Consider the following 26,032-nt stretch of genomic DNA (forward strand, 5'->3'; position numbering starts at 1 on the left):
TGGGGGCTGGCCCCCAGGGGAACGTGCGGCCAGCGCCGCTGTGGGGCGGACGGCCCTCACCGTACGGTGAACCCGTGAAGACGCTGACCACCCTCTGGACCTCCGCGGTCGACCTGCTGATCGACGCCGTGCTGGGCCTCACCGGGCTGATCGTCGTCGTCACGCTGCTGGCGACGTCCCTGGGCACGATCCCCGCCGCGGGCATCGGCATCGTGCTCCTCGTGCTGACGATGCTGCTGCTCCGCGGCGTCGGCGTCGTCGAGCGGGCCCGCGCGACCGCGCTGCACGGCGTCGAGATCCTGCCGCCCACGCGCCGACGGACCCGGGTGACGAGCGGCTGGCGCGTGCTCGCGCAGGCGTTCGTCGACCTGGTCGACCCGGTCACCTGGCGGCTGCTGCTCCACCTGCTCGTGAGCACCGTGCTGGGCTGGACCTTCCTCGGGCTGCTCCTCGCGGTCCCGCGCCTCGCGGTCGCCGTCGGCACCGCCGAGCTGTCCGGGCCGTCCTGGCTGCCGACCGGCCCGGTCGCGGGCACGATCGCGGGCCTGCTCGCCCTCGCCCTGCTCGTGGCGTGCACCTGGGGCGCCGGCGCGGTCGACCGCTCGATCTCGCCGCCCCTGCTCGGCACGAGCCGCACCGCGCACCTCGAGCACCGCGTCGACGCCCTCGTCGAGGCGCGCCAGGGGGCCGTCGACGCCGCCGCCCTCGAGCGGAGCCGCATCGAGCGCGACCTCCACGACGGCGTGCAGCCCCGCCTGGTGGCGCTCGCCCTCACCCTCGGCATGGCACGGTCGCGCCTCGACTCCGACCCCGAGGCCGCCAGGGAGCTCCTCGACCAGGCCCACCGCGACGCGAAGGACAGCATCACCGAGCTGCGGCACCTCGCGCGGGGCATCCACCCCGCCGTGCTCACCGACCGCGGGCTCGACGCGGCGCTGTCCGCCGTCGCCTCGCGCACCGCGGTCCCCACCACGGTCGACGTCCAGCTCTCGGCACGCCCGCGTCCCGAGGTCGAGGCGGTCCTCTACTTCACCGTCGCCGAGGCCCTCACCAACGTCGCCAAGCACGCCGCCGCCTCCCGCTGCTCCGTCGTCGTCGACGAGGTCCCGGGCGGCGTGCGCGCCGTCGTCACCGACGACGGCCGCGGCGGCGCCAGTCGCGAGGGCCACCCCGGCGGCGGGCTCGGCGGCCTGCACGACCGGGTGCGCGCCGCGGGCGGCACCCTCCTGACCGACAGCCCCGTCGGCGGGCCGACCATCGTGACCGTGGAGGTACCGTGCGCATCGTGATCGCCGAGGACGCCGTCCTCCTCCGAGCGGGGCTCGTCCGCCTCCTCACCGACGCCGGCCACGAGGTCGTGGCCGCCGTCGACACCGCCCCCGCCCTGCTCGCCGCCGTGGAGCAGCACCGCTCCGACCTCGCCCTCGTCGACGTCCGCATGCCGCCCACCTTCACCGACGAGGGCATCCGCGCCGCGGTCCTGATCCGCGCGCAGGACCCCACCGCCGCCGTGCTCGTGCTCTCGCAGTACGTCGAGGAGCGCTACGCCGCCGACCTCATCGCGGGCGGCTCCGCCGGCCTCGGCTACCTGCTGAAGGACCGCGTCGCCGAGGTGGACGAGTTCCTCGCCGCCGTCGCGACGGTGGGCTCCGGCGGCACCGTGCTCGACCCCGAGGTGGTCGCCCAGATCGTGGTCCGCTCCCGCCGCACCGACGGCCTCGACGCGCTGTCGCCGCGCGAGTCCGAGGTGCTGCAGCTCATGGCCGAGGGGCGCTCCAACAGCGCGGTCGCGGCCGACCTGCACATCTCCGAGAGCTCCGTCGAGAAGCACGTCTCCGCGATCCTCGCCAAGCTCGGCATCCCCGCCGAGGCGACCGGCAACCGCCGGGTGCTCGCCGTCCTCCGCTACCTCTCGAGCGTCGCCGGCCCCCGTTCCTAGGCCCGGCCTCCTGCCCCGCCGTCCCGCCCGCACCGACTCCTGCCCGCCCCTCCGAACGAAGGTCGTCATGTCCGCACCCGCCCCCACCGGCGCTCCCACGCCGTCCCGTCCCCGCACCCTGCGCACCGTGCTGCTCGTCGTCGGGTCGCTCGTGCTCGCCCTGCTGCTCGTCCTGGTCGTCGGGCAGGCCGTCTCCTCCACCCAGCGCGTCGACGCCTCGGGCACGAGCACCGTCGACGAGCGCTTCGACCGGGTGTCGATCGAGAGCACGGCCGCCGACGTCCGGGTCGAGCAGGGCGACGTCGACCGGGCCGAGATCGTCTTCGACGCCGGCGGCACGCGGCTCACCGAACGGCACCGGGTGTCGGGCGGCGAGCTCGTGGTCGAGGTGCGCGGACCCCGTTGGAGCCCCTTCGACGGCAGCGCCGGCGTCACGCGCGGTGCCAGCCTGACCCTCCTGCTCCCGTCGTCCACCGAGGGCGCCGACCTGGAGGTCGAGTCGGCGGCGGGCGACGTCGCCCTCACCGGCACGTACGGCGACGTGGACGTCTCGAGCACCGGTGGCGACGTGGACCTCGCCGGGGCGGTCGCCGACCTCGAGGTCGAGTCGGCCGCGGGCGACGTGACGGCGCGAGCGCTCGAGGTCGACGGCGAGGTCGAGGCGTCGACCACGGCCGGCGACGTCGAGCTCGACCTCGCCACCGCGCCGACCGCCCTCTCCGTCACGTCGACCGCCGGCGACCAGCGGGTGCTGCTGCCCGCTGGCGACTACGCGATCACGACCGAGACCGTCGTCGGCGACGTGTCGAACGCCCTCGGCGACGACCCCCGGTCCGCGTCCCGCTACCGCCTCTCCGCCGTCGCCGGCGACATCACCCTCGAGCGGCGCTGACCGTGGGGGTGGTCACCGCACGGTGCCCACCCCACCGCACGGTGCCCACCCCACCGTGCAGTGCCGTCTTCCGTGCGGGGAGCCGGTCACCTACGGTGACCAGTGCACGCGAACGAAGGAGAACCCATGAAGATCGCCGTCACCGGAGCCACCGGCCAGCTCGGACGACTCGTCGTCGACCACCTGCTCGCCCGAGGAGCCGACGCCGAGGACGTCGTCGCCGTCGTCCGCGACGAGGCCAAGGCCTCACCGCTGGCCGAGCTCGGCGTGCAGGTCCGCGTCGCCGCCTACGGCGACGTCCCCGCCCTCACCGAGGCCCTCGACGGCGTCGACCGGCTGCTGCTCGTCTCGGGCAGCGAGGTCGGCCAGAGGGTCCCCCAGCACGCGAGCGTGCTCGAGGCAGCGCAGGCCGCGGGCGTCGGGTTCCTCGCCTACACGAGCGCGACCCGCGCCGACACGAGCGACCTCGTCCTCGCCCCCGAGCACCGTGAGACCGAGGCCCTGCTGCAGGCCTCCGACCTGCGCGTCGCGATCCTGCGCAACAACTGGTACCACGAGAACTACGGCGCAGCCGTGCAGGAGGCCGCGGCCACCGGGCGCGTCACCACCAGCACCGGCACGGGTCGCGTCGCGAGCGCCTCGCGGTCCGACTACGCCGAGGCCGCCGCCGTCGTGCTGCTCGGCGACGGCGACCCCGTCGTGCTCGAGCTCGGCGGCGACAGCGCCTGGAGCGCGTCCGAGTTCGCCGAGGCCGCCTCGGTCGCCGTCGGCCGGCCCGTCACCGCCAACGTCGTGTCGCGCGAGGAGCACCTCGAGGCGCTCTCCGCGGCCGGGCTCGACGAGGGCACCGCCGGGTTCGTCACCGCCCTCGACGCCAACATCGCCGCGGGCGACCTCGACGTCGTGACCGGCGACCTCTCGCGCCTCGTCGGCCACCCGACGCAGCCGCTCGCCGAGGGCCTCGCCCGCCTCGCCTGAACGGCCGGCCGGCCGGTCGGCCGGGTCGGCCCGGCCCGGCTGGCCGCCCAATTGGCCGCCCGACCGGCCCGGCCCTCCTGCCCTGCCCTGCCCGACCCTCCTGCCCGACCCGGCCCTCCTGCCGGACGCTGTCCACGACACGCGGAGCGTCCCCGACCCGACCCGCCGAACGTGGACACCCTCCCGACGAGGGTGTCCGCGACACGCGGAGGTGACCCCAGCCCACCCGCCGAACCTGGACACCGTGCGGCCGCTCGCCCCGGCCGGAGGGCGACCACCACCCAGGGCGACACCGCCCAGGGCGACCACCGCCCAGGGCGACACCGCCGAGGGCGACCGGCGCCGAGGGCGGTCGGCGCCGTCGGCGGGGGCACGTAGCCTGACGGGGTGCTCCCGTTCCGCCGCCGCGACGTCTCGGCGCCCCGCCTCCCGCGCGACGTGGTCGTGCTCGGCGTCGTCGCCTTCTTCGTCATGGTCGGCTTCGGCGTCGTCGTCCCCGTGCTGCCCGTCTACGCCCGCAGCTTCGGCGTCGACCACGCGCTCGTCGGCGCGGTGCTCTCGGCCTTCGCGGCCATGCGCCTCGTCGCCAGCCCGTTCGTCGGCACGATGGTCGACCGCGTCGGCGAGCGCGTCGTGCTGTCGGTCGGCATCGGGATCGTCGCCGTGTCGAGCGGCCTCGCGGGGTTGGCCCAGGACTACGTGCAGCTGCTCGTCCTCCGCGGCCTCGGCGGCATCGGCTCGGCCATGTTCTCCATCGCGGCGATGACGCTGCTGCTCGCGGCCGCCCCGCCGACGATGCGGGCCAGGGCGGTCGGCTTCTACCAGGGCGGCTTCCTCATCGGAGGCATGGCCGGTCCCGCCCTGGGCGGGCTCCTCGCCGCCATCTCGATCACGGCCCCGTTCTTCTTCTACGCCGCGACGCTCGCCGTGGCGGGCCTCGTGGGCGTCGCACTGCTGCGGCCGGCGACCGCGACGGACGGGACGGAGCAGGTCGAGCCTCCTGTCCCCTTCGCCCGGGTGCTGCGCGACGTGCGGTTCAGGGTCGCGTGCCTCGCCTCGTTCGCACAGGGCTGGTCGTCGCTCGGGGTGCGCAGTGCGCTCGTGCCCGTGCTCGTCGTCGAGGTGCTGCGCGGACCCACCTCGTGGACCGGCGTGCTCTTCGCCGTCTCCGCCGTGGCGCAGACCCTCGCGCTCGCGCCCGCGGCCCGCTTCGTCGACACCGTCGGCCGGCGGCCCGCCATGATCGGCGCCTTCGCCGTCGCAGGAGTCGCGTTCGCCGGCATCGCCTTCGCCCCCGACGTCTGGGTGCTCGGCGGCCTGCTCTGCGTGTACGGGGTCGCCACGGCGTTCCTCGGCACGGCACCCGCCGCGCTCGTCGGCGACGCCGCCGGGGCCCGGGGCGGTCGCCCGGTGGCCGTCTTCTCGATGTGCAGCGACGTCGGAGCGATCGCCGGGCCGCTCGTCGCGGGGCTGCTCGTCGACCAGGCGTCCTACCCGGCCGCGTTCGGCGTGGCCGCCGCGCTGCTCGTGCTCAGTGCCGTGGCGTCGGCCTGGCTGCCGCGGGCGTCCCGCGCGGCGGTCGCCGCGCCTCCTGCCGCCGCCTGACGCCGGCCGCCGCACGCACCACCCACGCCGTTCACGCGAACCACCCATCGGTCCACGAACCACGCCTGGGCGACGGGCATGCCGCCGATCGGAGGTCCACGCCACCCGAGCCTCCCCGCGGCGCGACGCACGCACGCACCCCAGCGCACCGCACGGCACCGCACGCACGGCACCGCCCGCCCGGCAGGTGCCGGACGGGCGGTGCGTGACGGAGCGACGGACGCTACGCGCGGTGCGCCGGCGGGTGGCCGGTGTCCACGGTCGGGTCCTGGTCGGGCGTGACGGGGGCGACGTGCGACCCGTGCCCGTCCTCGGCACCCGCACCCGCACCCGCGGCACCGTCGTGCCGGCGCTGCAGCGCGGCGCCCTCGACGTCGACGTCCGGCAGGATCCGGTCGAGCCACTTCGGCAGCCACCACGCGGCGTCGCCGAGCAGGTGCATGACGGCGGGGATGAGCAGCAGGCGCACGATGAAGGCGTCGACGAGCACGCCGAAGGCGAGGCCGAAGCCGATCGACTGGATCATCACCGAGTTCGAGAAGACGAACCCGCCGAAGACCGAGATCATGATGATCGCCGCCGCGATGACGACCGACCGGCCGGCGTGCAGGCCGCGCTGCACGGCGAGCCGCGCGGGCGAGCCGTGGGCGTAGGCCTCGCGCATGCCCGACACGAGGAACAGCTGGTAGTCCATCGCGAGCCCGAACAGGATGCCGATGAGCAGGATCGGCAGGAAGCTCAGGATCGGCCCCGGGTCGTGCACGCCGAACGCGCCGGCGAGCCAGCCCCACTGGAAGATCGCGGTGACGCCGCCGAAGGCCGCGAGCACCGAGAGCACGAAGCCGAGGGTCGCCGTGATCGGCACGAGGATCGAGCGGAACACGACCACGAGGATCACGAGCGACAGGCCGACGACGACCGCGAGGTAGAGCGGCAGGACGTTCGCCAGCTTCTCGCTGACGTCGATGTTGGCGCTGGCGTTGCCGGCGACGCCGAGCTCGGTGCCGTCGTCGAGGGGCGACGCGTCGCGGAGGGCGTGCACGAGCTCCTCGGTGGAGACGCTCGTCGGGCCCTCCTCGGGCACGACCTGGAACGCGAGCAGCGTGTCGTCGTCGGAGGCGCCGATGGGCGCGACGGCGGCGACGTCGTCGAAGTCGCCGATGAGCTGGCCGAGGCGGGCCTGCTCGCTGACGAGCTCGTCGTCGTCGACCGCCTGGGGCAGGTCGGCGACCACGACGATGGGGCCGTTGATGCCCTCGCCGAACTCGTCGGCCATGATCGTGTACGCCTTGTACTGGGTCGAGTCGACCGGCTCGCTCGACCCGGCCGGCAGGCCGAGGCGCATCGAGAGCGCGGGCAGCGCGACGATCGCGAGCACGGCGAGGCCGGCGACGAGGGTGAGCACGGCCCGCACGGTGCTCATGGGCGCCGAGGGCACCTTCACGGCGCCGGTGCGACCGATCGAGGCCCGGGCCTTCTTGGGCAGGAGGCGCATGCCGACGAGGCCCAGGAGGGCCGGCGTGAGCGTGACGGCCACGAGGATCGCGACGAGCACGCAGACCGCGCCGACGGTGCCCATCAGCCCGAGGAACGGGATGCCGGTGATGTTGAGGGCGAGGAGCGCGATGACCACGGTGGTGCCGGCGAAGACGACGGCGTTGCCGCTGGTGCCGTTGGCGAGCCCGATGGACTCGTGCAGGTCGGTGCCCTCGCGCAGCTGGTTGCGGTGCCGGTTGAGGATGAAGAGCGAGTAGTCGATGCCGACCGCCAGCCCCAGCATCACGCCCAGCACGGGGGTGATGGAGAGCATCTCGACGGCGCCCGAGAGCGACAGCGAGGCGACGACGCCGACGGCGACGCCGAGCAGCGCGTTGATGAGCGGCAGTCCGGCGCCGATGAGGGTGCCGAGCATGACGAACAGGGTGATGGCGGCGATGGCGAGGCCGGCGATCTCACCGGGGCCCGCGAGCTCGGGGAGGCTCTGGGTGAGGTCCTGCGAGAACTCGACCTCGACGCCGTCCACGGGCGCGTCGGAGACGGCGTCGATGACGGCCTCCTTCGTCTCGGGCGCGACCGAGTAGGTGTCCTCCTCGAACTGCACGGTGCCGAGCGCGGTGCTGCCGTCGCTCGAGACCTGGCGGATCTCCTCCGCGAGGCCGAGCAGGGTACGGGCGTCCTCGGCCTGCGCCTCGCCGGTCTCGAGCTCGGCGCGGGCGTCGTCGAGCTGCGCCCGCTGCTCGTCGAGCTGCTGCTGCCCGGCGTCGAGCTGGGCCTGCTGGGCGTCGAGCTGGGGCTGCGCGGCGGCGAGCTGACCTGCGGCCTCGGCCTGCGCACGGGCGGCGTCGAGCTGCTCCTGGCCTGCGGCGATCTGGGCCGCGGCGGCGTCGAGCTGCTCCTGCCCCTGTTCGAGCTGCGTGCGGCCGTCGGCGAGCTGGTCGTCGCCGGCGTCGAGCTGGGCGGCCTGGTCGTCGAGCTGCTGCTGGGTCGCGAACGGGTCGACCACGCCCGTGACGCCGTCGACCTCTTCGGCGGCGGCGAGGGCGTCGCTGACGCCGCGCTGCTGCTCGTCCGTGAAGGCCTGGCCGTCGTCGGTGGTGAAGACGACGCGGCCGTTGCCGCCGCTGGCGTCGGGGAACCGCTCGGCGAGCTGGTCGGTGACCTCTTCCGTGGCCGTGCCGGGGATGCTCACCGAGCTGGTGAGGGTCCCGCCGAAGGCGAGGAAGGCGCCGACGGCGAGGCCGAGCAGCACCACCCATGCCGTGATGACGAGCCAGGCGCGGCGGGCGGCGGCCCGGCCGAGCCGGTAGAGCAGTGAAGCCATGGTCCTCGGTCCGTTCTGTGGGGGCGTGCGATCGGGTGCGGTGGAGGCGTCGTCGGCTCCGAGGGGTGCGGGGGCGGGTGGTCAGTCCGTGGGTGCGGCCCGGACCGGCAGGTCGTCGGGGTACCCGCGCTTGGCGGTGACGAGCACGTGCTCGAGCAGCTCGTCCCAGCGTGCCCGGGTCGCGTCGTCGAGGCGCGCCGACGTCTCGACGGTCCAGTGCTCGGCGACGAGCGCGATGCCGTGCAGGAGGGTGCTGACGAGCAGCTCGACGTCGAGCCCGCGCGCACCGGGGTGCCGCTCGGTGGCGGCGGCGACGAGCTGGCCCGACACGCGGTGGAAGGTGTCCTGGACGATGCGGACGCCCGAGATCTCGGGGTCGCGCACGTGCTCGAGCGCGGACGAGAGATAGGCGATGGCCGGCGTGAGGTCGGTGCCCCGGAGCGTCGTCGCGACCTCGTCGAAGAGGGAGCCGAGCGATCCGTCGCCGAGCGGGGCGGCGACCACCTGCGCCTCGAACGTGTCGATGACGACCGCGAGCTCTCGGGCGCACGCGGTCGTGACGACGTCGTCCAGGGACGAGAAGTGGTTGAAGACGGTGCGCCGCGACACGTCCGCTCGCTCGGCGAGCTCGTCGACGCTGAAGCGCGCCGTGCCGCGCTCGCGGATGAGCGCGTCGGCGGCGTCGACGATGGCCGTGCGGTGCCGCTCCTTGAGGGCGGCCCGGCGGTCGACGAGGGGTGCGGGCGAGCTCACGCCGTTACACTAAGTGCATCGACGCACCCGGTGCACGCTGGCCCAGCACCTTCTCAGGACCGGCGCGACCGCGTCGCCCGGGCCTGCGGGGACGCGCAGGAGGTCCGCTCAGGCGGGCGGGCGGCTCCCGCCCGGCGCGCGGTGCGCCTCCGGCCCCACGTCGTCGAGGTCGTAACCCTGGGGGTGCACGCGAGAGGCCTCGCCCGGGGTGAAGGCGATCCCCTCGGGAGCCGCCCGTCGGCGCGACCACCGACGTGCTCGCAGCACCGCACGGCTCAGTCGTCCCGGCACGCGGGGCAGGCCGAGCGCGCGCGCCACGGCGACGTCGTCCAGCAGCGCCGCGAACGCCAGCCGGGCGACGAGCGCCGCGAGCGGGCGCGCCGGTGCGCGGACGGTGGCGACGAGCGCCTCGATCGTGCTGGCGGTGAGACGGGTCGCGGCCGCGGACGGCCCGACGCCCGCCGCGACGTACGCGTCGAGGAAGGCCTCGGCCTCGGACTGGGTCCGGGGGGCGTCGACGAGGCCGAGGTCGTCGGCCAGGCGACCGAAGAGACGACCGGCCGCCGCGCGTTCGTCGGGCGAGAGGGGCCGCCTGCCCGCGGCGTCGACGAAGCGCACGGGCACGACGAAGAGGGTCGACAGCACGAACAGGTGGTCGTCGCGGCCGCCCGGAACCCCCCGGTGCACGCGACGCAGGAGGTCCACCATGCGGGCGGCGCGCTCCGAACCGGGGCCGGAGGCGAGGATCTCGTAGACGACGATCGAGGTGTCCTTGGCCCGGCGCACGGGCCGCTGCCGGATCTCGCCCGTGGCGTCGAGCGCCCCCGCGACGACCGGGCTCGCGAAGGACCAGAGGTAGGCGAGCTTGAAGCCGAGGCGGAAGTCCGCCCCCAGCTCGCCCAGGACGACCCGCCGGAAGTCCCCGTACAGCTGCTCGTCGTCGTCCGACAGCGGCGGGAGCCCGGCCCCGCCCGTCCTCGACCCTCGCTCGCCCACCTGCACATGGTAGACAGAGGATGCACCGGCCGACGACGTCGCCGTACCGTCGAGCGGTGCACCGTGCGACCAGGGGAGGAGCACCGATCATGACCGGACCTGGCCCCGGCCTCGAGCCGCGCGAGCTCGCCAGCAGGCTGGCGATCCTCCTCGACCACGTCGAGGCCGTCCGGGGCACGCCCCTGACCTTCACCGAGATCAGCCGATGGCTCGAGGAGCGCGGCGTGCCCCTCTCTCGGGCGCGCTGGTCGTACATGCTCAGCGGCGACTCCTGGCGCGTGCGCGACGCGGCGCTCTTCGAGTCCCTCGCCGAGCTCTTCGGCGTCGACGTCGCCTACCTCACGGGCGAGGGCGAGCTGCCCGCGGCGGTGGCCGCCGAGATGCACCTGGTCCGCGCCCTGCGCCGGGCCCGCGTGCAGACCTTCGCCGCGCGCAACCTCGGCGACGTCGACCCGGCGGCGTACGAGGCCATCGCCGACTACCTCGACGGCGGCGGGCGCTGACCGGTCGCCGACCGGGGTCGACGCGGCCGCCGACCGCCCCTGAGCGGGGTGCAGACGGGTCGACCCGCTCGTCCTAGCATGGGGAGCATGACCGGGCTCGAGGACGAGGCGCTCGCGCGACGCGAGGGCGAGGCGCTGGCCCGCCGTGCCTACGAACGGCTCACCCTGCCCGAGGTGCCCACGACCGGCTCGATCATCGACCACGTGGCCGCCCTGCGGAGCCGCGAGATCCGGGTCACCGAGCTCGCCTCGCTGGCCGGCACCCGCACCTGCGGCTGGTGGCTGGCCCGTGAGGACCACGACGAGATCCTCATCGCCCCTCCCCTGTCGTCGGCGCACCGTGACGCGCTCGTGCTGCACGAGGTGGGCCACCTCGTGCTCGACCTCACGGGCGTGGTGCGCCCGGCGTCGGACGACGCCGTGGCGGTCCCGGGCGCCGCCCCCGGCGTCGTCGCCGCACGCCGGTCGCACTTCACGGACGCGACCGAGATCGCCGCCGAGCTGCTCGCCGACGCCCTGCACCGCGCGATCCGTCGCGGCCCCCGCCGAGCATCGCGGTTCCTCAGCGTCTTCTCGTGAGCGCGGTCGTCCTCGCGGCCCTCATGTGGTCGGCGGCAGCGTGCTGTGCCTTCCCCCTCAGGCGCGGGCGGGACCGTTCCGTCCTGATCGCGGCGTCGCTCATGGCCGCGTCGTTCACGGTCACCGTCGAGCAGGCGTACCGCGCCGTCGACCGGCTGGTGGGCGTGCCCAACGCCGCCGACCTGCTCAAGCACACGCTCTTCGTCGCGGCCGTCGCGGTGCTCGCGCACGGCCTCACGACGGCCCTGGGCGGCCGCGGCCTGCCTCGTGCGGCAGCCTGGGCCGCACCCGCCCTGGTGGTCGTCGCCCAGACCACCGCGTTCGCGCTGATCGACATGCCGGAGGGCACGACGACGGCTCTGATGCCGACCTACGGCGACCAGCCCGCGGCCGCCGTCTACTCGATCGCGCACTTCTCGTACTTCGGGGCGACCATGGGCGCCGTCGGCGTGGCCTGCCTGCGCTCGGGCCTGCCGACGATGCCGACGGTCGCCCGCACGGGGGTCCGCCTGCTCCTGGCCGGCTGCGTGGTCAGCGTCGTGACGGCGGCCGTGCTCGTCGTCCGCGACGTGTCCCGCGTGACGGGGGCGGTGCCCCTGGAGGACGCCCTGGAACGCACCTACGCTCCGTTGCTGCTGCTCTCGGTGACCCTCGTCGCCCTGGGCCTGGGCCTGCCGCCGCTGCTCGTGGGGGCGTCACGTCGTCGTCTCGCGCGGGAGCTGCCCGGGCTGACGGCGCGACTGGCGCGCCTGCGCGACCGCGCCTCCGGCCGGTCGGGCTCGTTGCGGTTCCCCGCCGACGCACGCATGCCGGGCGAGGAGCCCACGCCGCTCGACCAGCTGCACCGGCTCGTGGTCGAGGTGCGCGACCAGATGTTCCTCGACCCGGGGTTCGAGCCGACGCCCGACGAGCTGCGCGCCCTGACCCGCAGCGAGCGCCTCGTGGGGCGGCTCGAGCTGCTCTGACCCGGCGGCGGACGCAGGAGGCGCGGGCCCGGCAGGGCGCGGGGCCAGCGCTCGACGGGCCTCGTCCGGGAGAAGAAGAGGCCCCCGCGGAACAGGCTGCGTGGGGGGACGCGATGCCTACCGCGGGGGCGCGGTCAGTTGGGGGGAACTGACAAGAAGTACGTTACGCCGTGCCCCCGGTCGCGGCAACCGTGGACATGTCCAAGTTGCCCCGATGTCCGCTGGACGAACGACGCGTGCGCCGCACCCCGCTCAGGGGTGCGGCGCACGCGTCGCGGCGCAGGCCGTTCAGTCGAGCCGGCGACGGCGGACGGCGAGCAGGACGCCCAGCAGCACGAGCAGCAGGGCCGCGCCCAGCACCCCGATCCAGGCGTCCGAGCCGGTCCAGGCCAACGCCCCGTCGACGGGCCGGCCGTCACCCGCACCGACCGCGCCCTCGGCGGCGAGGACCGTGAGGACCGCCTCCGCGCGCTGACCGGCGCCCTCGAGCACGACGCGGTGCGCCCCGGGCTCGAGGTCGGCCGGCACCGTGAAGGCGAGGGCACCGCTGCCGCTGCCCGACGCCCTGACGGCGCCGATCGAGCGGGGCTCCGAGAACACGGTGCCCTTGAGGCGCTCACCGGGGGCGAAGCCCTCGGCCGAGACGGTCACCCGGTCGCCGACCCGTGCGGTGGCGGGGTCGAGCGTCGCGGCGACGACCCGCGTCGAGGGCTCCTCGCCCGGACCGGGGGTCGGGCCGGGGGTCGGGCCGGGGCCGGGCGTCGGCTGCTCGAGCACGAGCCCGAGCACGCTGGCGAACCCGATGACGGCGTCGTCCGGTCGGCCCTGGGCGACGGCGTGCTCGGCGTCGGCGGTGATCGCCGCCGAGCCGTCCGCGGCCGTGCCGTCGAGCATCGCGACCTGGGCGAGGTCACGGGCGAGCGACACGAGGTCGTCGGCCGCGGCCATCGTCGCCGTGTCGGTCCCGGTGAGCGCGGCGGCGGCGGCGAGCAGGAGGCGCAGGGCCTCCGGCGCGTCGGCCACCGTGCCGTCGGCGGCCCAGACGTCGGCGTCGAGGGCGACCTGCACGGCCTCCTGCGCACCTCCGGCCGGCAGCGACGCGGCGAGCGCCTCGAGGCGGTCGCGCGGCACGTCGGTGCGGAGGCCCCAGCCGTACGGGAACGCCGGGTCGTACGACTCGTCGCCCACGTTGATCGGGACCTGGTCGGCGCTGGCCGCCCAGGTGACCGGGAGGCGCCCCGCGAAGGGCTCGTCGCCGAAGAGCACGTCGGCCACGCCGGTGCCCTCGGAGCCGGGCAGGAACGACGCGACGACCGCGTCGGCGACGTCGAGGACGCCGTCGAGCAGCTGCGGACGGCCCGACACGACGAGCACGACGCACTCCATCGCCCCGCAGACCGTGTCGATCGTGGCGCGGTCCTGCGCGGTGAGCGAGAGGCTCGAGCCGTTGTTCGGCACGTCGCCCTGGCCCTCCGCGTAGGGGCGCTCGCCCACGACGACGACGCCGACCTGGCCGTCGGTCATCGGGGCCGAGGCGTCCGGGCTGACCGTGATGTCGGCCTCCGGAGCGACCTCGCGCATCCCCTCGGCGATGCTCGTGCCGGTGGTGGTGTCGCCCGAGCCGCCCTGCCACGAGATGGTCCAGCCGCCCATCTGGCGACCGAGGTCGTCGGCGGTGGAACCGGCCAGGTAGATCGACTGCTGGTCGGACAGCGGCAGCACGCCGGAGTCCTGCAGCAGCACCTGTGACTGGGCAGCGGCACGTCGGGCCACGGCCCGGTGCTCGGCCGAGCCGACCTCGTCGATGCCGGCGCGCTCGGCGAACGGCTGCTCGAAGAGGTTGAGGTCGAACTTCTGGGTGAGGATCCTCCGCACGGCGTCGTCGACGCGCGCCTGGGCGACGTCGCCCGACCTGACGCCCTCGACGATGGCGGTGATGAAGTCGTCGTAGTTGTACGGCGCCATCGCCATGTCGAGGCCGGCGTTCACGGAGCGGACCGACTTCTCGGCGTAGCTGCCGCCGGGCAGCTTGTCGATGCCCTCCCAGTCGCTGATGAGGAACCCCTCGAAGCCGAGCTCGTCCTTGAGCAGGTCGGTGTTCAGGGCACCGTTCTCGTGCATGCGCACGGGCCCGTCGCCGAGGTCGACCGCCGAGTACGACGGCATGATCGTGCCGACGCCGGCCTCGATCGCGGGCAGGTACGGGTCGACGTGCAGGCGGCGGAACTCGTCGAGGGAGGACGCCTCGGTGACGCCCTGGTCGATCGGGTAGCCGCCCGTGCCCGCGACGGACTCGTCGTAGCTCGTGCCGCCGTCGCCGGCCCAGTGCTTCGCGGTCGCGAGCACCTCGTCCGCGCCGCCGATGTCGGTCGGGTCGTCGCCCTGCAGGCCCAGCACGCTGGGCGCCGCGAAGGTGCGCACCAGGTCGGGGTCCTCGCCGAACGACTCGTAGCTGCGGCCCCAGCGTTCGTCGCGCGTGACGCAGAGGCACGGGGCGAACGTCCACGGGATGCCCGTGGCGCGCACCTCCTGCGCCGTGACCCGCATGATCTCGCGCACGAGCTCGGGGTCGCGCGCGGCGCCCAGGCCCGTGTTGTGCGGGAAGATCGTCGCGCCCTCGACGTTGCTGTGGCCATGGACCGCGTCGACGCCGTAGATCATCGGGATCTGCAGGGGCGTCGACAGGGCCTCGCGCTGGTAGCCGTCGACCATGTCGGCCCAGTCGACGGCCTCGCCGCCCTCGGGCACCGAACCGCCGCCCGAGAGGATCGACCCCAGGCCGTAGCGGCTGATGTCGTCGGTGGACGGCAGGCCCAGGCGCTCGGCCTGCGCCATCTGGCCGACCTTCTCCTCGAGGCTCATGCGGGCGAGGAGGTCCTCGACGCGCTCGGCGGTCGGCAGCGCGGCGTCGAGGTAGGGCAGGTCGTGCGCCCGGATCACGACGCGCGGGCCGTCGCCGACGCGGGCGGTCGTGCTCGTGAGCTCGACGCGCAGCTGCTTCGACTCGGCCGCACCGGTCGCGGCCAGGGTCTCGACCACGACGTCCCGGGAGTCGCCGGAGGCGGTCCCCGCGGGGAACGTCAGCGTGCCGTCCGCCGCGACGTAGTCGGTGCCCGCGACGGCGCTGTCGTCGCTCGTCGACCACTCCACCGCGACGTCGGAGCCGAGGGGCTCGCCGTCGGCGGTCGTGAGCGTCATCGGGATCGTGGCCGCGCCTCCTGCGTCGACCAGGTGGACGTCCTGGCTCGGCTCGACCGCGACGCGCGAGACCCTCGCGGGCGTGCCGTAGAGCTGCACGTCGTCGACCGCGTAGCCGACGGGCCCCGGCGTGCCGACCGGGAAGGTCAGCGCGTAGCCGTTCGCGGCCGTGAGGTCGAGGGTGCCGTTGCGGGTCGCCTCGTCGCCCGGCTGGTACCCGCCGAGCGTGAAGGCGGAGAAGGGCAGCTCGACGAGCTTCCAGCGGCTGGTGCTGCTGCCCCAGTTGTCGCGGAAGGTCGCCTGCCACAGTTCGCTGGTCTCGCCCGTGCTGCTGCCGGCGGGGTCGCCGTCCTTGATCTCGACCTTGATGTCGGAGCCGGCCGTGGGCGAGGCCGGGTTGTTCGGCTGCGAGGCGTACCACCAGAAGCGGATGCCCTGGTAGCTCGACCAGTCCTGGCTCTCGGCCAGGTTGTGGCTGAAGCCGCCCCAGCTGCCCGAGGGGACCTGGTAGCGGCCGCTGAGCACGTGGTTGTCGGCGACGCCGCCGCGCTCCTGCACGGTGACCTCGCGCGTGACGTCGACGGCAGCGGCGTCGGGTCCGGCCCAGGTGAAGAAGCCGACCGGGTCGGACGCGGTGCCGAGGGGCACCTCGCCCTCGAAGTCCTCGATGGTCGTGGCGCGCTCGAAGAGGGCCACGTCGTCGAAGCGCCAGGTCCCGGCACCGAGCGCGGTGAGCGTCACGGCGAAACCGGTCGAGGCGGTCGGGTCGAAGCGCTGGTCGGAGTCCGGCTGGCCCTTGAGGCGCAGGTCGGAGAAGAGCACGCTGACCTGCCGCCAGCCGACGGAGTCGTCGGGGACGGCGACCTCGAAGAGCGCGCCCTGGCCGTTCTTGAGCTCGTAGCGCAGCGTGCCGCCCGAGCCGGTGCCCTCGAACCAGAAGGAGAAGCCGTCGGCGGACGACCAGTCGGTGGCGGGGGTGTCGTGGGTGAAGCCGAACCAGCTGCCGTCCTCGGTCGGACCGGCCACGACGGCCTCCAGGGCCTGACCGCTGCCGTCGCGTCCGGGTGCCGCGGCGCCCAGCACGGGCGTCACGGCGGGGGCGGAGCCCCACGTCGTGTAGCCGGAGGGCACGCCGTCCTCGAAGTCGTCGAGCACCGTCGACGCCCCCGAGTTCGGCAGGTCGCCCGTCGGGGTGAGCGTCACGACCGTGGTCGCCCGGGTGCCCACGATCGTGTCGGCGCTGGGCTCGTCGACCGTGAGCTCGATCGTGCGACGGGGCGTGAGCGCCCCCGTCGAGATCGTCTCGAGGGCCACGGAGGCCGTGGTCCCGCCCGGTGCGAAGGTGACCGTCTCGTCGACGGGGACGTAGTCCGTGCCCGCCTCCGCCGTGCCTCCCGTGCTGCGGACGCGCACCGTGGTGGCCTCGTCGGACGGGCCGGACAGCGACAGCCCGGCGGTCAGCGACTGCCCCGCGGCGACCGTCGCCGTCGCACGGTCGAAGGCGACCGCGCGGGTCTCGGGGTCGCCGAAGACCTGCAGCCCGTACGCCGAGTAGCCGTACCAGTGCAGCGTGGGGGCGTCCCACGTGGCGGGGGCGCGCTCGAGCATGCTCACGCGCACGTAGCGGGCCTGCGTCGGCGTGGTCAGGGCCACCTCGTCGCGGGCGCCGTCGGAGTCGTCGACCGTGGCGGCCGTCGTCCACGAGCCGGGCAGCGTCGGGTCGGCCGTGGCGACGTCGACGGTGTACCGCTCGGCGTACGAGGCCTCCCAGTCGAGCCCGATCGAGCTGACCGTCGCGGTCCCCTGCAGGTCGACGACGACCGACGCGGTGAACTCGGCGTCGGCGGAGTCGGGGCCGTTGCCGCTGGCCCACCGCGTGGTCGGGTCGCCGTCGACGAGCGCCTCGGCGGGGAACGAGCCGTCGGCGTCGTCCTGCGACGCCGACGCGGTCACGGTGCCGAACCGGGCGAGGTCGACGGGGGCGGCCGAGGCGGAGATCGCCGGGAGGCCGGTGGCGAGCAGGGCCGCGAGCGCCGTGGTGGCGGTGACGGCGAGGGCTCGGCGGGGGCGGTGGGACTGGTGCCCGCTCGTCGTCGAGCGGGCAGGGCGATGGGGCACGGACACTCCTTTGTGCACGGTGGGGGTCGCCGCACGTCACCACCCCCGTGGAGGGGGCAGAGCGGGCGGTCTCGCTCAGGGTAGGGGCACAGGAGGCTCTGGGCAAGGGCTCGGCAGGCCCGCACCGACAACGGTGTCGGCAGGGCCTCCGGGCGGTCGCGCCGGCCCGTCGTCGACCTACGCCGCGCGGCGCACCTGCTTGAGGTACCGGTACACGGTCGGCTCGGAGACGCGGAGCGCCTCGGCGGCGCGCGCCACCGCGCCCTTGAGCAGGAACACGCCCGCGCGCTCGAGCTCGCGCACGGTGAGGAGCTTCTCGTCGGGCGTCATGCGCTGCGGGTCGACGCGCTGGGCGGCCACGATGCGCGCCACGCTCTCGAGCGTGAGCTCGTCGACGTCGGTGCTGAACCGCTCGGCGACGGCCGCGGGGGTCGCGGCGTCGACCCGGGTCACCGGTCCGGCCTCGCCCTTGAGCAGGCCCGTGGTCTCGGTCATCGCCGCGAGGAGGTCGCGTGCGCGGGACAGCGGCTCGTCGTCGATGTTGACGCACAGCATGCCGACGACGTCGCCGCCGGGGTCGCGCACGAAGAACGTCGAGGAGCGGAAGCTGCCGCCCGTCCGGGACTGCGCGAGGTAGTTCGCGAGGTAGTCGCGGTCGTCGTCCTCGTGGTTGCGCAGCACCTTGAGCACGAGGTCGGTCGCGGGCCCGCCCACCGTGCGACCGCTCACGTGCCCGTTCGTGAGGGCGACGATGGAGCGGCCGAGGTCGCTGGTGTCGTGCAGCACCACCTCGGTGCGCGGTCCGAGCAGCTCGGCGAGGAAGTCCATGAGCACGAGGTAGGGGGCGAACTCGGGGCGCAGGGTGCGCGTCTCGTCGACGACGGTCGTCGGGGTCGGTCGGGACATGGTGCCTCCTGCTCGGTGTGCCGTCATCCTGCTCGGCCCTCCAGGTTACCGGCTTGTAAAAAGTTCTTCTCATGGTGAGAATGGTCTCTCACGGAGGGTCGGCAGCGGCTACCGTCCGGATGACCGACGACGTTCACGAAAGGCTCGACCATGACCCGACCCCGCTCCCGCGTCCTCCTGGGCGCCACGACCACGGGCCTCGCCCTGGCGCTCGCCCTCACCGCCTGCGGCGGCCCCAGCGCGCCGCAGCCCGGCGACGCCGGCGGCTCCGGCTCGGGCTCCGGCTCCGGCTCCGGCGACTCGCGCGTCCCCGACACGAGCGCGATCCTCGACGGCGTCGAGGTCGACGACGAGCTCGCCGCCCAGGTCCCCGCCGAGATCGCCGACGCCGGGGTCCTCGCGGTCGGCTCGAACGTGCAGTCGCCGCCCAACAACTTCTACGCGGCCGACGGCAGCACCGTCGTCGGCAGCGACCACGACCTCATCACCGCCGTCGCGAGCACCCTCGGCCTCGAGGTCGAGTACCAGGACCAGGACTTCGGCTCGCTCATCACCAGCCTCCAGTCGGGCCGCGTCGACGTCACCATCGCCGCCATGAACGACACCGCCGAGCGCCAGGAGGCCATCGACTTCGTCGACTACCTCACCTCGGGCATCACGATCATGGTGCAGAAGGGGAACCCGGCCGAGATCACCGGTCCCGACGCGCTCTGCGGCAAGAGCATCGCCGTCGTCACCGGCACGAGCCAGCAGGAGTTCGCCCAGGAGACCAGCGAGACCTGCGTCGCGGACGGCGAGCAGCCCCTCGAGGTCACCGTCACCGACAGCGACAGCCAGAACCAGACCCAGCTGCGCACCGGCCGCATCGACGCGATCGTCAACGACCTGCCCAGCGCCGTCTACATCTCCGACACCACGCAGGACGGCGAGGCCTTCGAGGTCGTGCCCGGCGACGTCATCGACGGCGCCCCCTACGGCATCGGCGTGAACAAGGACCAGCCCGAGCTGCGCGACGCCATCGCGGCCGCGCTCGACGGCCTCATCGAGGACGGCACCTACGACGAGATCCTCGACGCCTGGGGCATCACCTCCGGCAGCGTCGACGAGGCCGTCGTCAACGGGGGCGCGTAGTGCCGGGTCCGTCCGGGGCGGGCACCCACGACCGTCAGGAGGCGCGGCGCGAGCTGCTCCCGCAGGTCCCGCTGACGCACTGGGGCCGCTGGGTCAGCGCCGTCGTGATCCTCCTGCTGCTCGCGGCGCTGGTCTACGGGGCCTCCCAGGGCGACATCTCGTACCGGGACGTCCCCTACTACCTGGTCTCCCCGATCATCCTGCAGGGCCTCGTCGGCACGATCGTGCTCGCCGTCGTCGCGCAGCTGAGCGCCGTCGTGATCGGCGTCGTCATCGCCCTCATGCGCATCTCGGCGAACCCGGTCGCGCAGGCGTTCGCGGCCGGCTACACCTGGCTCTTCCGCGGCCTGCCCGTGCTGCTGCAGATCCTGCTCTGGTACAACCTGGCGCTGATCTTCCCGCGGCTGCAGGTCGGGATCCCGTTCACCGACCTCGTGTTCGTCGACGTCAGCACGAACGCCGTGATGACGACCTTCATCGCCGCGTTCCTCGGCCTCGCGCTCAACGAGAGCGCCTACATGGCCGAGATCGTGCGCGCCGGGCTCAAGAGCGTCGACCGCGGCCAGATCGAGGCCGCCCAGTCGATCGGCGAGACCCCCGCGCAGCGCATGGCGCGCATCGTGCTCCCCCAGGCGATGCGCGTGATCATCCCGCCCACCGGCAACGACTTCATCAACATGCTCAAGGGCACCGCGATGGCCTCGGTGATCGGCTACGTCGAGCTCATCAGGGCCGCGAACAACATCGCGTCGTTCAACCTGCAGGTGATGGAGACCCTCATCGCCGCCGCCTTCTGGTACATGGTCATCGTGAGCGTCGCCAGCGTCGGGCAGTACCACCTCGAGCGCACCTTCGACCGGCAGGACCGCCGCCCCGGCACCCCGTCGGCACGGTCCGTGCGCCGCCGCCTCGCCGCCGACCTCGGCCGCCCGCCCCTCGTCAGGAGGACCCCGTGACCACCACCGGCACCCCGTCGCCCGTCCTGGAGGCGATCGGCATCGGCAAGTCGTACGGCAGCCACGAGGTGCTGCGCGACGTCTCCCTCACCGTGCACCCCGGCGAGGTCGTCTGCATCATCGGCCCCTCGGGCGCCGGCAAGTCGACGTTCCTCCGCACCCTCAACCGGCTCGAGGCCCCCGACGCCGGAGAGGTCTGGGTCGGCGGCGACCCGATGGGCTTCGAGCTGCGCGACGGCCGGCTGCACGAGCTCAGCGAGCGCAAGCTCTCGGCCCAGCGGGCCCGGACCGCCATGGTGTTCCAGCACTTCAACCTGTTCCCGCACCTCACGGTGCTGGGCAACGTGCTCGAGGGCCCGGTCCGCGTCCAGCGCCGTCGCGCGGCGGAGGTGCGCGCCGAGGCCGTGGCGATCCTCGAGCGCGTGGGCCTCGGCGACAAGGTCGACGCCTACCCCGGCCAGCTCTCGGGCGGTCAGCGGCAGCGCGTCGCCATCGCGCGGGCCGTGGCCATGAAGCCGCTGTTCCTGCTCTTCGACGAGCCGACGTCGGCGCTCGACCCCGAGCTGGTCGGCGAGGTGCTGCGCGTCATGGGCGACCTCGCCCGCGACGGCATGACGATGCTCGTCGTCACCCACGAGATGCAGTTCGCCCGGGAGGTCGCCGACCGCGTCGTCTTCATGGCCGACGGCGGCATCGTCGAGCAGGGCCCCGTCGAGCAGGTGCTCGGTGCGCCCACCGAGGCCCGCACCCAGCAGTTCCTGCAGCGGGTGCTCGGGTGAGCCCGCTCGACCGGTACCTGGCCGCCTTCACCGAGCCGGCGGGGTACCTCAACCACGCCAGCTACGGGCCGCCGTCGACCGACGTGGTCGCGGCGATCACGGCGACCGCGACGGCCGCCGCGTCGGGCGCCCCCGCCGCCGGGCTGCACGCCGAGGACGACCGGGCCCTCGGCGCCGCGGCCCGCCTGGCGGGCGTGCCCGCCGACGCCGTGACGCTGGTGCCCAGCACCTCGCACGGGCTGCACGCCGTCGCGTTCGGCCTACCGCGCGGCGAGGTGCTCGTGAGCCGCGACGAGTTCCCGTCGAACGCGTACGCGTGGTGGCGCGCGCAGGAGGCGGGCCTCGTCACGGTCCGGACGCTCGAGCGCACCGATCCCCGCCAGCCCCTGCGGGTCACGCCCGAGCTCGTCGCCGACGCGCTCACCCCGGGCACCGTCGCCGTGGCGGTGAGCGCCGTCGACTTCCGTACTGGTCACCGTGCCGACCTCGCCGGGCTGCGCGAGGTCGTCGGCGACCGGCTGCTCGTCGTCGACGGCATCCAGGGCTTCGGCGTCGTCGACCAGGACTGGACGGCGGCCGACGCGCTCGTCGTCGGCGGCCAGAAGTGGCTCCGCGCGGGCTGGGGCACGGGCTTCGTGGCCCTGTCGGCGCGCGCGCTCGACCGGCTCCGACCGCTGCTCGGCGGCTGGACCGGCGTCGAGGGCCCCACCCGGTACGACGGCGTGCCGCACGAGCCCCTGCCCGGGGCGCGGCGGTTCTCCGTCACCAACGCCTCGCCCTTCACCTCGGCGGCGCTCGCGACCGCGCTGGAGCTCGTCGAACAGGTCGGCGTCGGCACCGTGCACGCGCGCGTCGAGGCCGCGGCCGCCGAGCTCGTCGCCCGCCTGGACGCGGCGGGCGCGACCGTGCTCTCGCCCCGGGAGCCGGGCCTCCGGGCGGGCATCGTCGTCGTCGGGACGCCCCCGGGGCGTGCCCCCGCGCTGCACGCGCGGCTCGCCGACACGGGCGTCACCGCCACCGTGCACGGCGACGACCGTCTGCGGTTCAGCGTGCACGCCACCACCACCCCGGCCGCCCTCGACGCGGCCCTCGACGCCCTCGGAGGCCCCGCATGACCGACACCGCCAGCAGCAGCAGCACCGCCGTCACCGCCGACACCGGCGTCACCGGCGAGCGGACGCCCGCGGCCCCCGCCCCCAGCGTCACGGCCGTCGCCACCGACCGGGCGCCCGCGGCCGTCGGCGCGTACTCGCAGGCCGTCCGCGCGGGCGACCTCGTCTTCGTCTCCGGCCAGCTGCCGCTCGTCCCCGGCACGGGCGACCTCGCCGGTCCCGGCGTGCGCGACGAGGCCGAGCAGTCGCTGCGCAACGCGGCGGCCGTGCTCGAGGCAGCAGGCTCGGGGATCGGCTCCGTCGTCAAGACGACCGTGCTGCTCACCGACATCGACGACTTCGCGGTCGTCAACGAGGCGTACGCGGAGGTGTTCTCGGGCGAGGGCACCGTCCTGCCCGCGCGCGCCGCGTACGCGGTCGCGGCGCTGCCGAGGGGCGCCCGCGTCGAGATCGAGCTGGTCGCGGTCGCGACCCGCCCGGTCCCCGCCGCCTGACCCGGGGCCGCCCCGCTCCGCCCGGCTCCGCCCCGCCCCGCTCCGACGATGTCCACGACACGCGGAGTGCCCGTCGCCCCACCCGCCGATCGTGGACACCGTCCGGCCGACGGTGTCCACGATCGGTCGGGCGGCGGGCGCTCGACCCTCCGATCGTGGACACCCTGCCCCGGGCGGACCCGTCCTGGGCGCGGTGGGCACCGGCCGGAGCGGCACCAGCGGGGCAGGGCTGGTGCTCGCGCGGCGGACCTGGTCCACTAGGGCCATGACGACGACGTCAGTGTTCGAGCGCATCCCTCCCGAGCAGTGGCTCGCGGCGGACGCCCTCGCGTTCGCCGTGGCCGACGCGCATCCCGTCTCGCCCGGGCACTGCCTGATCGTGCCCCGGCGCCGCATCGCCACCTGGTTCGAGGCCACGGCCGACGAGCTGACGTCGAAGCTCGACCTCGTCCGCGTCGTGAAGGGCCTCGTCGACCGCGAGCGGCGTCCCGACGGCTACAACGCGGGGGCCGCGGCCGGTCAGACCGTGCCGCACGCGCACCTGCACGTGATCCCGCGCTGGGCGGGCGACGTCGAGGACCCCACCGGCGGCGTACGGCACGCCGTCGTCGGCCGGGGACGGTACTGAGCGGGGCGTCACGTCCCCCGCGGGGCCGTCCCCCGCGGGGCCGTTCCCCGCGGGCCGTTCCCCGCGCGGCCGTCCCCCGCGCGGCCGTTCCCCGCGGGGCCGACCACGGTCGGCCGTCGGCGGGCTGCCGCACCCACGGGTCGCGGACGCCCTCGGGCGGACGGCGTCCACGATCGACCGGACGCGACCCGCCGCACCCGCCGGACGCGGACGCCCGCCGACGGACGGTGTCCGCGATCGGTCGCGTGCGACCCGCCGGACCCGCAGAGCGGGGACGCCCTCGGGCCGAGCGGACCTGCCGTGGGCGCTGGAGGCGCGGGGCCCGGAACCGGCGAGCCCGGCACCCGGCGGATCAGCCCCGGACCCGGCGGATCAGCCCCAGACCCGGTCGATGAGCCCGGTGATGAAGGGCCACACGTCGCCGACCTGGTCGACGGCGGAGAGGGCGGTCGCGACGAGCGGCCACAGCGAGACGAGCGACGTCGACACGACGGCGGCGACGGCGAGCACCCAGGCGACGGGGCCGGACCGGGTGAGCAGCACCAGCCCCAGCAGCACGAGCGCCAGCAGGTAGCCGACGACGGCAGCGACCGCGATCGAGCCCACCGGGACGTCGAGGACGCCGGCCGTGCCACCGTCCGCGGCGGCGAGCAGGCCCAGCACGGGCACGAAGACGCCGACGACGACGAGCAGGCAGACGACGGCGCCCGTGACGAGGGCGGCCCACACGGCGGTCGGGCGGCGGGGGCGCCAGGAACGCGAGCTGGCGCGGCGGAACGGGGACACGAGGCCTCCTTCGGGTCGACGAGGGTGACGCCCATGGGACACGTCGGGCGACCCCGTCGTCACGGTGACCCGGCGAGCTCCCAGGATGGGGCCTCCTGAGCGCCCGTCCCGCTCGCGAGGGGCCAGAGGGCCGACGCCGCGGGGTGCGCCGACGGCCGCGGCAGGGGCAGCGACGCCGGCGGCCGGGCCGCAGCAGCACCGGACGAGCCGGGGCGGCCCGTCTCAGCGCAGGTGGCGGCTGTCGCCGAGCGTCGTCATGAGGGCGTGCGAGACGGCCTGGTGGAACGACCGCGGCAGGCGCGTGCGCAGCGGCCGCTGGGCCTCGATCGAGACGACCACCTCGGTGTCGACGTCGACCAGGCCCCAGCCCGTGATGCGCTCGAGCGAGGCGACCGTCGGCTCGTCGGGCGACGGGTCGCAGAGCACGACGCGGTCGCGGAACACGCTGATGCCCCCGACGAGGTGGTGGTTCTCGATGATGCACTCGAAGACGAGGTCCTCGGGCACGTCGGCGAAGAAGCGGTCCCAGTCCTCCAGGGCCGTGTCCTCGGCCGCGTCGGGATCGACCGGGCCGGTCGTGTCGGCGGCCCCGGCGCGGACCCCGTCGACCGCGCCGTCACCGGGCCCGTCGGGGCCCGATCGTGCCGGGGGTGTGGTGGCGTCCATGTGGGGTTCGCTGGTCCTTGCCGTGGGAGCTCGGAGCGGTGCGGCCCGAGTCCGGCCGTCACGCGACCTCCGTCGAGTCTGCTCCCTTCGCCTGGACGACGACCGTCGTCCTGACCGATCCGCACGATCCCGCGGGTCGGCGGGTGCTGCTCCGCGCCGGGCCCGTTCCCGGTTCGAGGGTCACGGTCCCGGCCTGGCGCCACCGATCTGCTCGGGAACCCGCACGATGACCGGTTCCCGAGCAGATGCGTGGTGCGCAGGAGGCGCGCGCCGGCAGGTCCCGCTCGTTACGGGACGAGGTACCCGGCCGCGCGGAACAGCTCGTACCACTCCGGGCGCGTGAGCCGCAGATCGGCCCCGGCGGCGGCGGCGCGGACGCGCTCCGGCTTCGTGGTGCCGAGCACGACCTGCATGTCGGCGGGGTGCCGGGTGATCCACGCCGTCGCGATGCCCTCGGGCGTCACGTCGTACTGCGCGGCGAGGCGGTCGATGACGGCGTTGAGCTCGGCGTAGTCGTCGTTGCCGAGGAACACGCCCGTGAAGAACCCGGCCTGGAACGGCGACCAGGCCTGCACGGTGATGTCCTCGAGACGGCAGTAGTCGAGCATGCCGCCGCCGTCGAGGGTGACGGACTGGTCGAGGCCGTGCATGTTGGCGGCGACGCCCTGCGCGACGATCGGCGCGTGCGTGATCGACAGCTGCAGCTGGTTCGCCACGAGGGGCTGCGTCACCGAACGCTTGAGCAGCTCGATCTGCCGGGGCGTGTGGTTCGAGACGCCGAAGGCGCGCACCTTGCCCGAGGCCTCGAGCTCGTCGAAGGCGCGGGCGACCTCGTCGGGCTCGACGAGCGCGTCCGGACGGTGCAGCAGCAGCACGTCGAGGCGGTCCGTCCGCAGGGCCTCGAGCGACCCCTCGACGCTGCGCACGATCTCGTCGTACGAGAAGTCGAAGTAGGGGCCGTCCTTGACGATGCCGGCCTTGGTCTGCAGCACGACCTCGTCGCGCTGGCTGCTGGTGAGCTGCATCGCCTCGGCGAAACGGCGTTCGCAGCCGTGCAGGTCGTCGCCGTACACGGCGGCGTGGTCGAAGAAGTCGATGCCGACGTCACGCGCGGTCCCGACGAGCTCGCGGACGGCGTCGTCCTCGAGCTCCTGGATGCGCATGACCCCGAGCACGACGGCGGGAGCGGGGCGTTCGATGCCGGTGAGGCTGATGGTCTTCATGGGG

General features: G+C 74.7%; 22 protein-coding genes. 14 read left to right on the plus strand and 8 right to left on the minus strand.

All coding sequences use genetic code 11. From position 1 onward, the window contains the following. Positions 1-74 precede the first annotated feature (74 nt). The 5 genes from ACYVHQ_RS13605 (at position 75) to ACYVHQ_RS13625 (ending at position 5,414) form a co-directional block, all read left to right on the plus strand. Positions 75-1,289, plus strand: coding sequence for a sensor histidine kinase (locus ACYVHQ_RS13605; protein WP_460513941.1), 1,215 nt, complete (start codon positions 75-77; stop codon positions 1,287-1,289). Then, positions 1,277-1,939 carry a LuxR C-terminal-related transcriptional regulator gene (locus ACYVHQ_RS13610; RefSeq protein WP_460513943.1) on the plus strand — a complete coding sequence of 221 codons (663 nt, stop codon included), beginning with the start codon at positions 1,277-1,279 and terminating at the stop codon, positions 1,937-1,939. The genes ACYVHQ_RS13605 and ACYVHQ_RS13610 overlap by 13 nt, the downstream gene beginning before the upstream one ends. Positions 1,940-2,006: 67 nt before the next feature. Next, positions 2,007-2,831, plus strand: coding sequence for a DUF4097 family beta strand repeat-containing protein (locus tag ACYVHQ_RS13615; protein ID WP_460513945.1), 825 nt, complete (start codon positions 2,007-2,009; stop codon positions 2,829-2,831). A gap of 126 nt (positions 2,832-2,957) precedes the next feature. After that, on the plus strand, positions 2,958-3,809 hold the full coding sequence (locus ACYVHQ_RS13620; protein WP_460513947.1) for an SDR family oxidoreductase: 852 nt from the start codon (positions 2,958-2,960) through the stop codon (positions 3,807-3,809). 387 nt (positions 3,810-4,196) lie between these two features. After that, entirely contained in the window at positions 4,197-5,414 is a 1,218-nt protein-coding gene (locus ACYVHQ_RS13625) for an MFS transporter (protein WP_460513949.1), read from the plus strand. A 223-nt stretch (positions 5,415-5,637) separates the two neighbouring features. On the opposite strand, the gene ACYVHQ_RS13630 is transcribed toward ACYVHQ_RS13625, so the two are convergent. From ACYVHQ_RS13630 to ACYVHQ_RS13640, 3 genes are all read right to left on the minus strand, one after another. Further along, positions 5,638-8,235, minus strand: a complete 2,598-nt coding sequence (locus tag ACYVHQ_RS13630) for an MMPL family transporter (protein ID WP_460513951.1) — start codon at positions 8,233-8,235, stop codon at positions 5,638-5,640. 81 nt (positions 8,236-8,316) lie between these two features. Continuing rightward, positions 8,317-8,988 carry a TetR/AcrR family transcriptional regulator gene (locus ACYVHQ_RS13635; RefSeq protein WP_460513953.1) on the minus strand — a complete coding sequence of 224 codons (672 nt, stop codon included), beginning with the start codon at positions 8,986-8,988 and terminating at the stop codon, positions 8,317-8,319. Positions 8,989-9,096: 108 nt separating this feature from the next. Further along, positions 9,097-9,984: an oxygenase MpaB family protein gene (locus tag ACYVHQ_RS13640; protein ID WP_460513955.1), complete on the minus strand. Its 888-nt coding sequence runs from the start codon at positions 9,982-9,984 to the stop codon at positions 9,097-9,099. Between the two features lie 89 nt (positions 9,985-10,073). Here ACYVHQ_RS13640 and ACYVHQ_RS13645 point away from each other — a divergent pair, with 89 nt between their 5' ends. The 3 genes from ACYVHQ_RS13645 (at position 10,074) to ACYVHQ_RS13655 (ending at position 12,031) form a co-directional block, all read left to right on the plus strand. Beyond that, entirely contained in the window at positions 10,074-10,487 is a 414-nt protein-coding gene (locus ACYVHQ_RS13645) for a hypothetical protein (RefSeq protein ID WP_460513957.1), read from the plus strand. An 87-nt stretch (positions 10,488-10,574) separates the two neighbouring features. Beyond that, positions 10,575-11,066 (plus strand): hypothetical protein, encoded by a 492-nt coding sequence (locus ACYVHQ_RS13650; RefSeq protein WP_460513959.1) that lies wholly within the window; start codon positions 10,575-10,577, stop codon positions 11,064-11,066. After that, positions 11,063-12,031: a hypothetical protein gene (locus ACYVHQ_RS13655; protein ID WP_460513961.1), complete on the plus strand. Its 969-nt coding sequence runs from the start codon at positions 11,063-11,065 to the stop codon at positions 12,029-12,031. Before ACYVHQ_RS13650 ends, ACYVHQ_RS13655 begins: the two co-directional genes overlap by 4 nt. Positions 12,032-12,319: 288 nt before the next feature. On the opposite strand, the gene ACYVHQ_RS13660 is transcribed toward ACYVHQ_RS13655, so the two are convergent. Beyond that, a complete protein-coding gene (locus tag ACYVHQ_RS13660) occupies positions 12,320-17,347 on the minus strand; it encodes a glycoside hydrolase family 3 N-terminal domain-containing protein (RefSeq protein ID WP_460513963.1) in 5,028 nt (1,675 codons plus the stop codon). A 177-nt stretch (positions 17,348-17,524) separates the two neighbouring features. Continuing rightward, complete coding sequence (locus ACYVHQ_RS13665; RefSeq protein WP_460513965.1) at positions 17,525-18,253, minus strand: helix-turn-helix transcriptional regulator; 729 nt, start codon at positions 18,251-18,253, stop codon at positions 17,525-17,527. 150 nt (positions 18,254-18,403) lie between these two features. Between ACYVHQ_RS13665 and ACYVHQ_RS13670 the strand changes: the two genes are divergently transcribed. The 6 genes from ACYVHQ_RS13670 to ACYVHQ_RS13695 all read left to right on the plus strand — a co-directional run bounded on the left by ACYVHQ_RS13670 (position 18,404) and on the right by ACYVHQ_RS13695 (position 23,353). Next, positions 18,404-19,384, plus strand: a complete 981-nt coding sequence (locus tag ACYVHQ_RS13670) for an ABC transporter substrate-binding protein (RefSeq protein WP_460513967.1) — start codon at positions 18,404-18,406, stop codon at positions 19,382-19,384. Next, positions 19,384-20,340 (plus strand): amino acid ABC transporter permease, encoded by a 957-nt coding sequence (locus ACYVHQ_RS13675; protein ID WP_460513969.1) that lies wholly within the window; start codon positions 19,384-19,386, stop codon positions 20,338-20,340. The genes ACYVHQ_RS13670 and ACYVHQ_RS13675 overlap by 1 nt, the downstream gene beginning before the upstream one ends. Continuing rightward, on the plus strand, positions 20,337-21,119 hold the full coding sequence (locus ACYVHQ_RS13680) for an amino acid ABC transporter ATP-binding protein (protein WP_460513971.1): 783 nt from the start codon (positions 20,337-20,339) through the stop codon (positions 21,117-21,119). Before ACYVHQ_RS13675 ends, ACYVHQ_RS13680 begins: the two co-directional genes overlap by 4 nt. Then, a complete protein-coding gene (locus ACYVHQ_RS13685; RefSeq protein ID WP_460513973.1) occupies positions 21,116-22,234 on the plus strand; it encodes an aminotransferase class V-fold PLP-dependent enzyme in 1,119 nt (372 codons plus the stop codon). Before ACYVHQ_RS13680 ends, ACYVHQ_RS13685 begins: the two co-directional genes overlap by 4 nt. Beyond that, positions 22,231-22,725, plus strand: a complete 495-nt coding sequence (locus ACYVHQ_RS13690; RefSeq protein WP_460513975.1) for a Rid family detoxifying hydrolase — start codon at positions 22,231-22,233, stop codon at positions 22,723-22,725. Before ACYVHQ_RS13685 ends, ACYVHQ_RS13690 begins: the two co-directional genes overlap by 4 nt. Positions 22,726-22,990: 265 nt before the next feature. Then, complete coding sequence (locus ACYVHQ_RS13695; protein WP_460513977.1) at positions 22,991-23,353, plus strand: HIT family protein; 363 nt, start codon at positions 22,991-22,993, stop codon at positions 23,351-23,353. Between the two features lie 372 nt (positions 23,354-23,725). Here ACYVHQ_RS13695 and ACYVHQ_RS13700 read toward each other — a convergent pair whose 3' ends face one another. From ACYVHQ_RS13700 to ACYVHQ_RS13710, 3 genes are all read right to left on the minus strand, one after another. After that, a complete protein-coding gene (locus ACYVHQ_RS13700) occupies positions 23,726-24,139 on the minus strand; it encodes a hypothetical protein (RefSeq protein ID WP_460513979.1) in 414 nt (137 codons plus the stop codon). A 222-nt stretch (positions 24,140-24,361) separates the two neighbouring features. After that, positions 24,362-24,805 (minus strand): hypothetical protein, encoded by a 444-nt coding sequence (locus ACYVHQ_RS13705; RefSeq protein WP_460513982.1) that lies wholly within the window; start codon positions 24,803-24,805, stop codon positions 24,362-24,364. Between the two features lie 287 nt (positions 24,806-25,092). Next, positions 25,093-26,028 (minus strand): aldo/keto reductase, encoded by a 936-nt coding sequence (locus ACYVHQ_RS13710; RefSeq protein WP_460513984.1) that lies wholly within the window; start codon positions 26,026-26,028, stop codon positions 25,093-25,095. Positions 26,029-26,032: the final 4 nt, after the last annotated feature.

It is taken from the genome of Frigoribacterium salinisoli, from assembly GCF_054781095.1.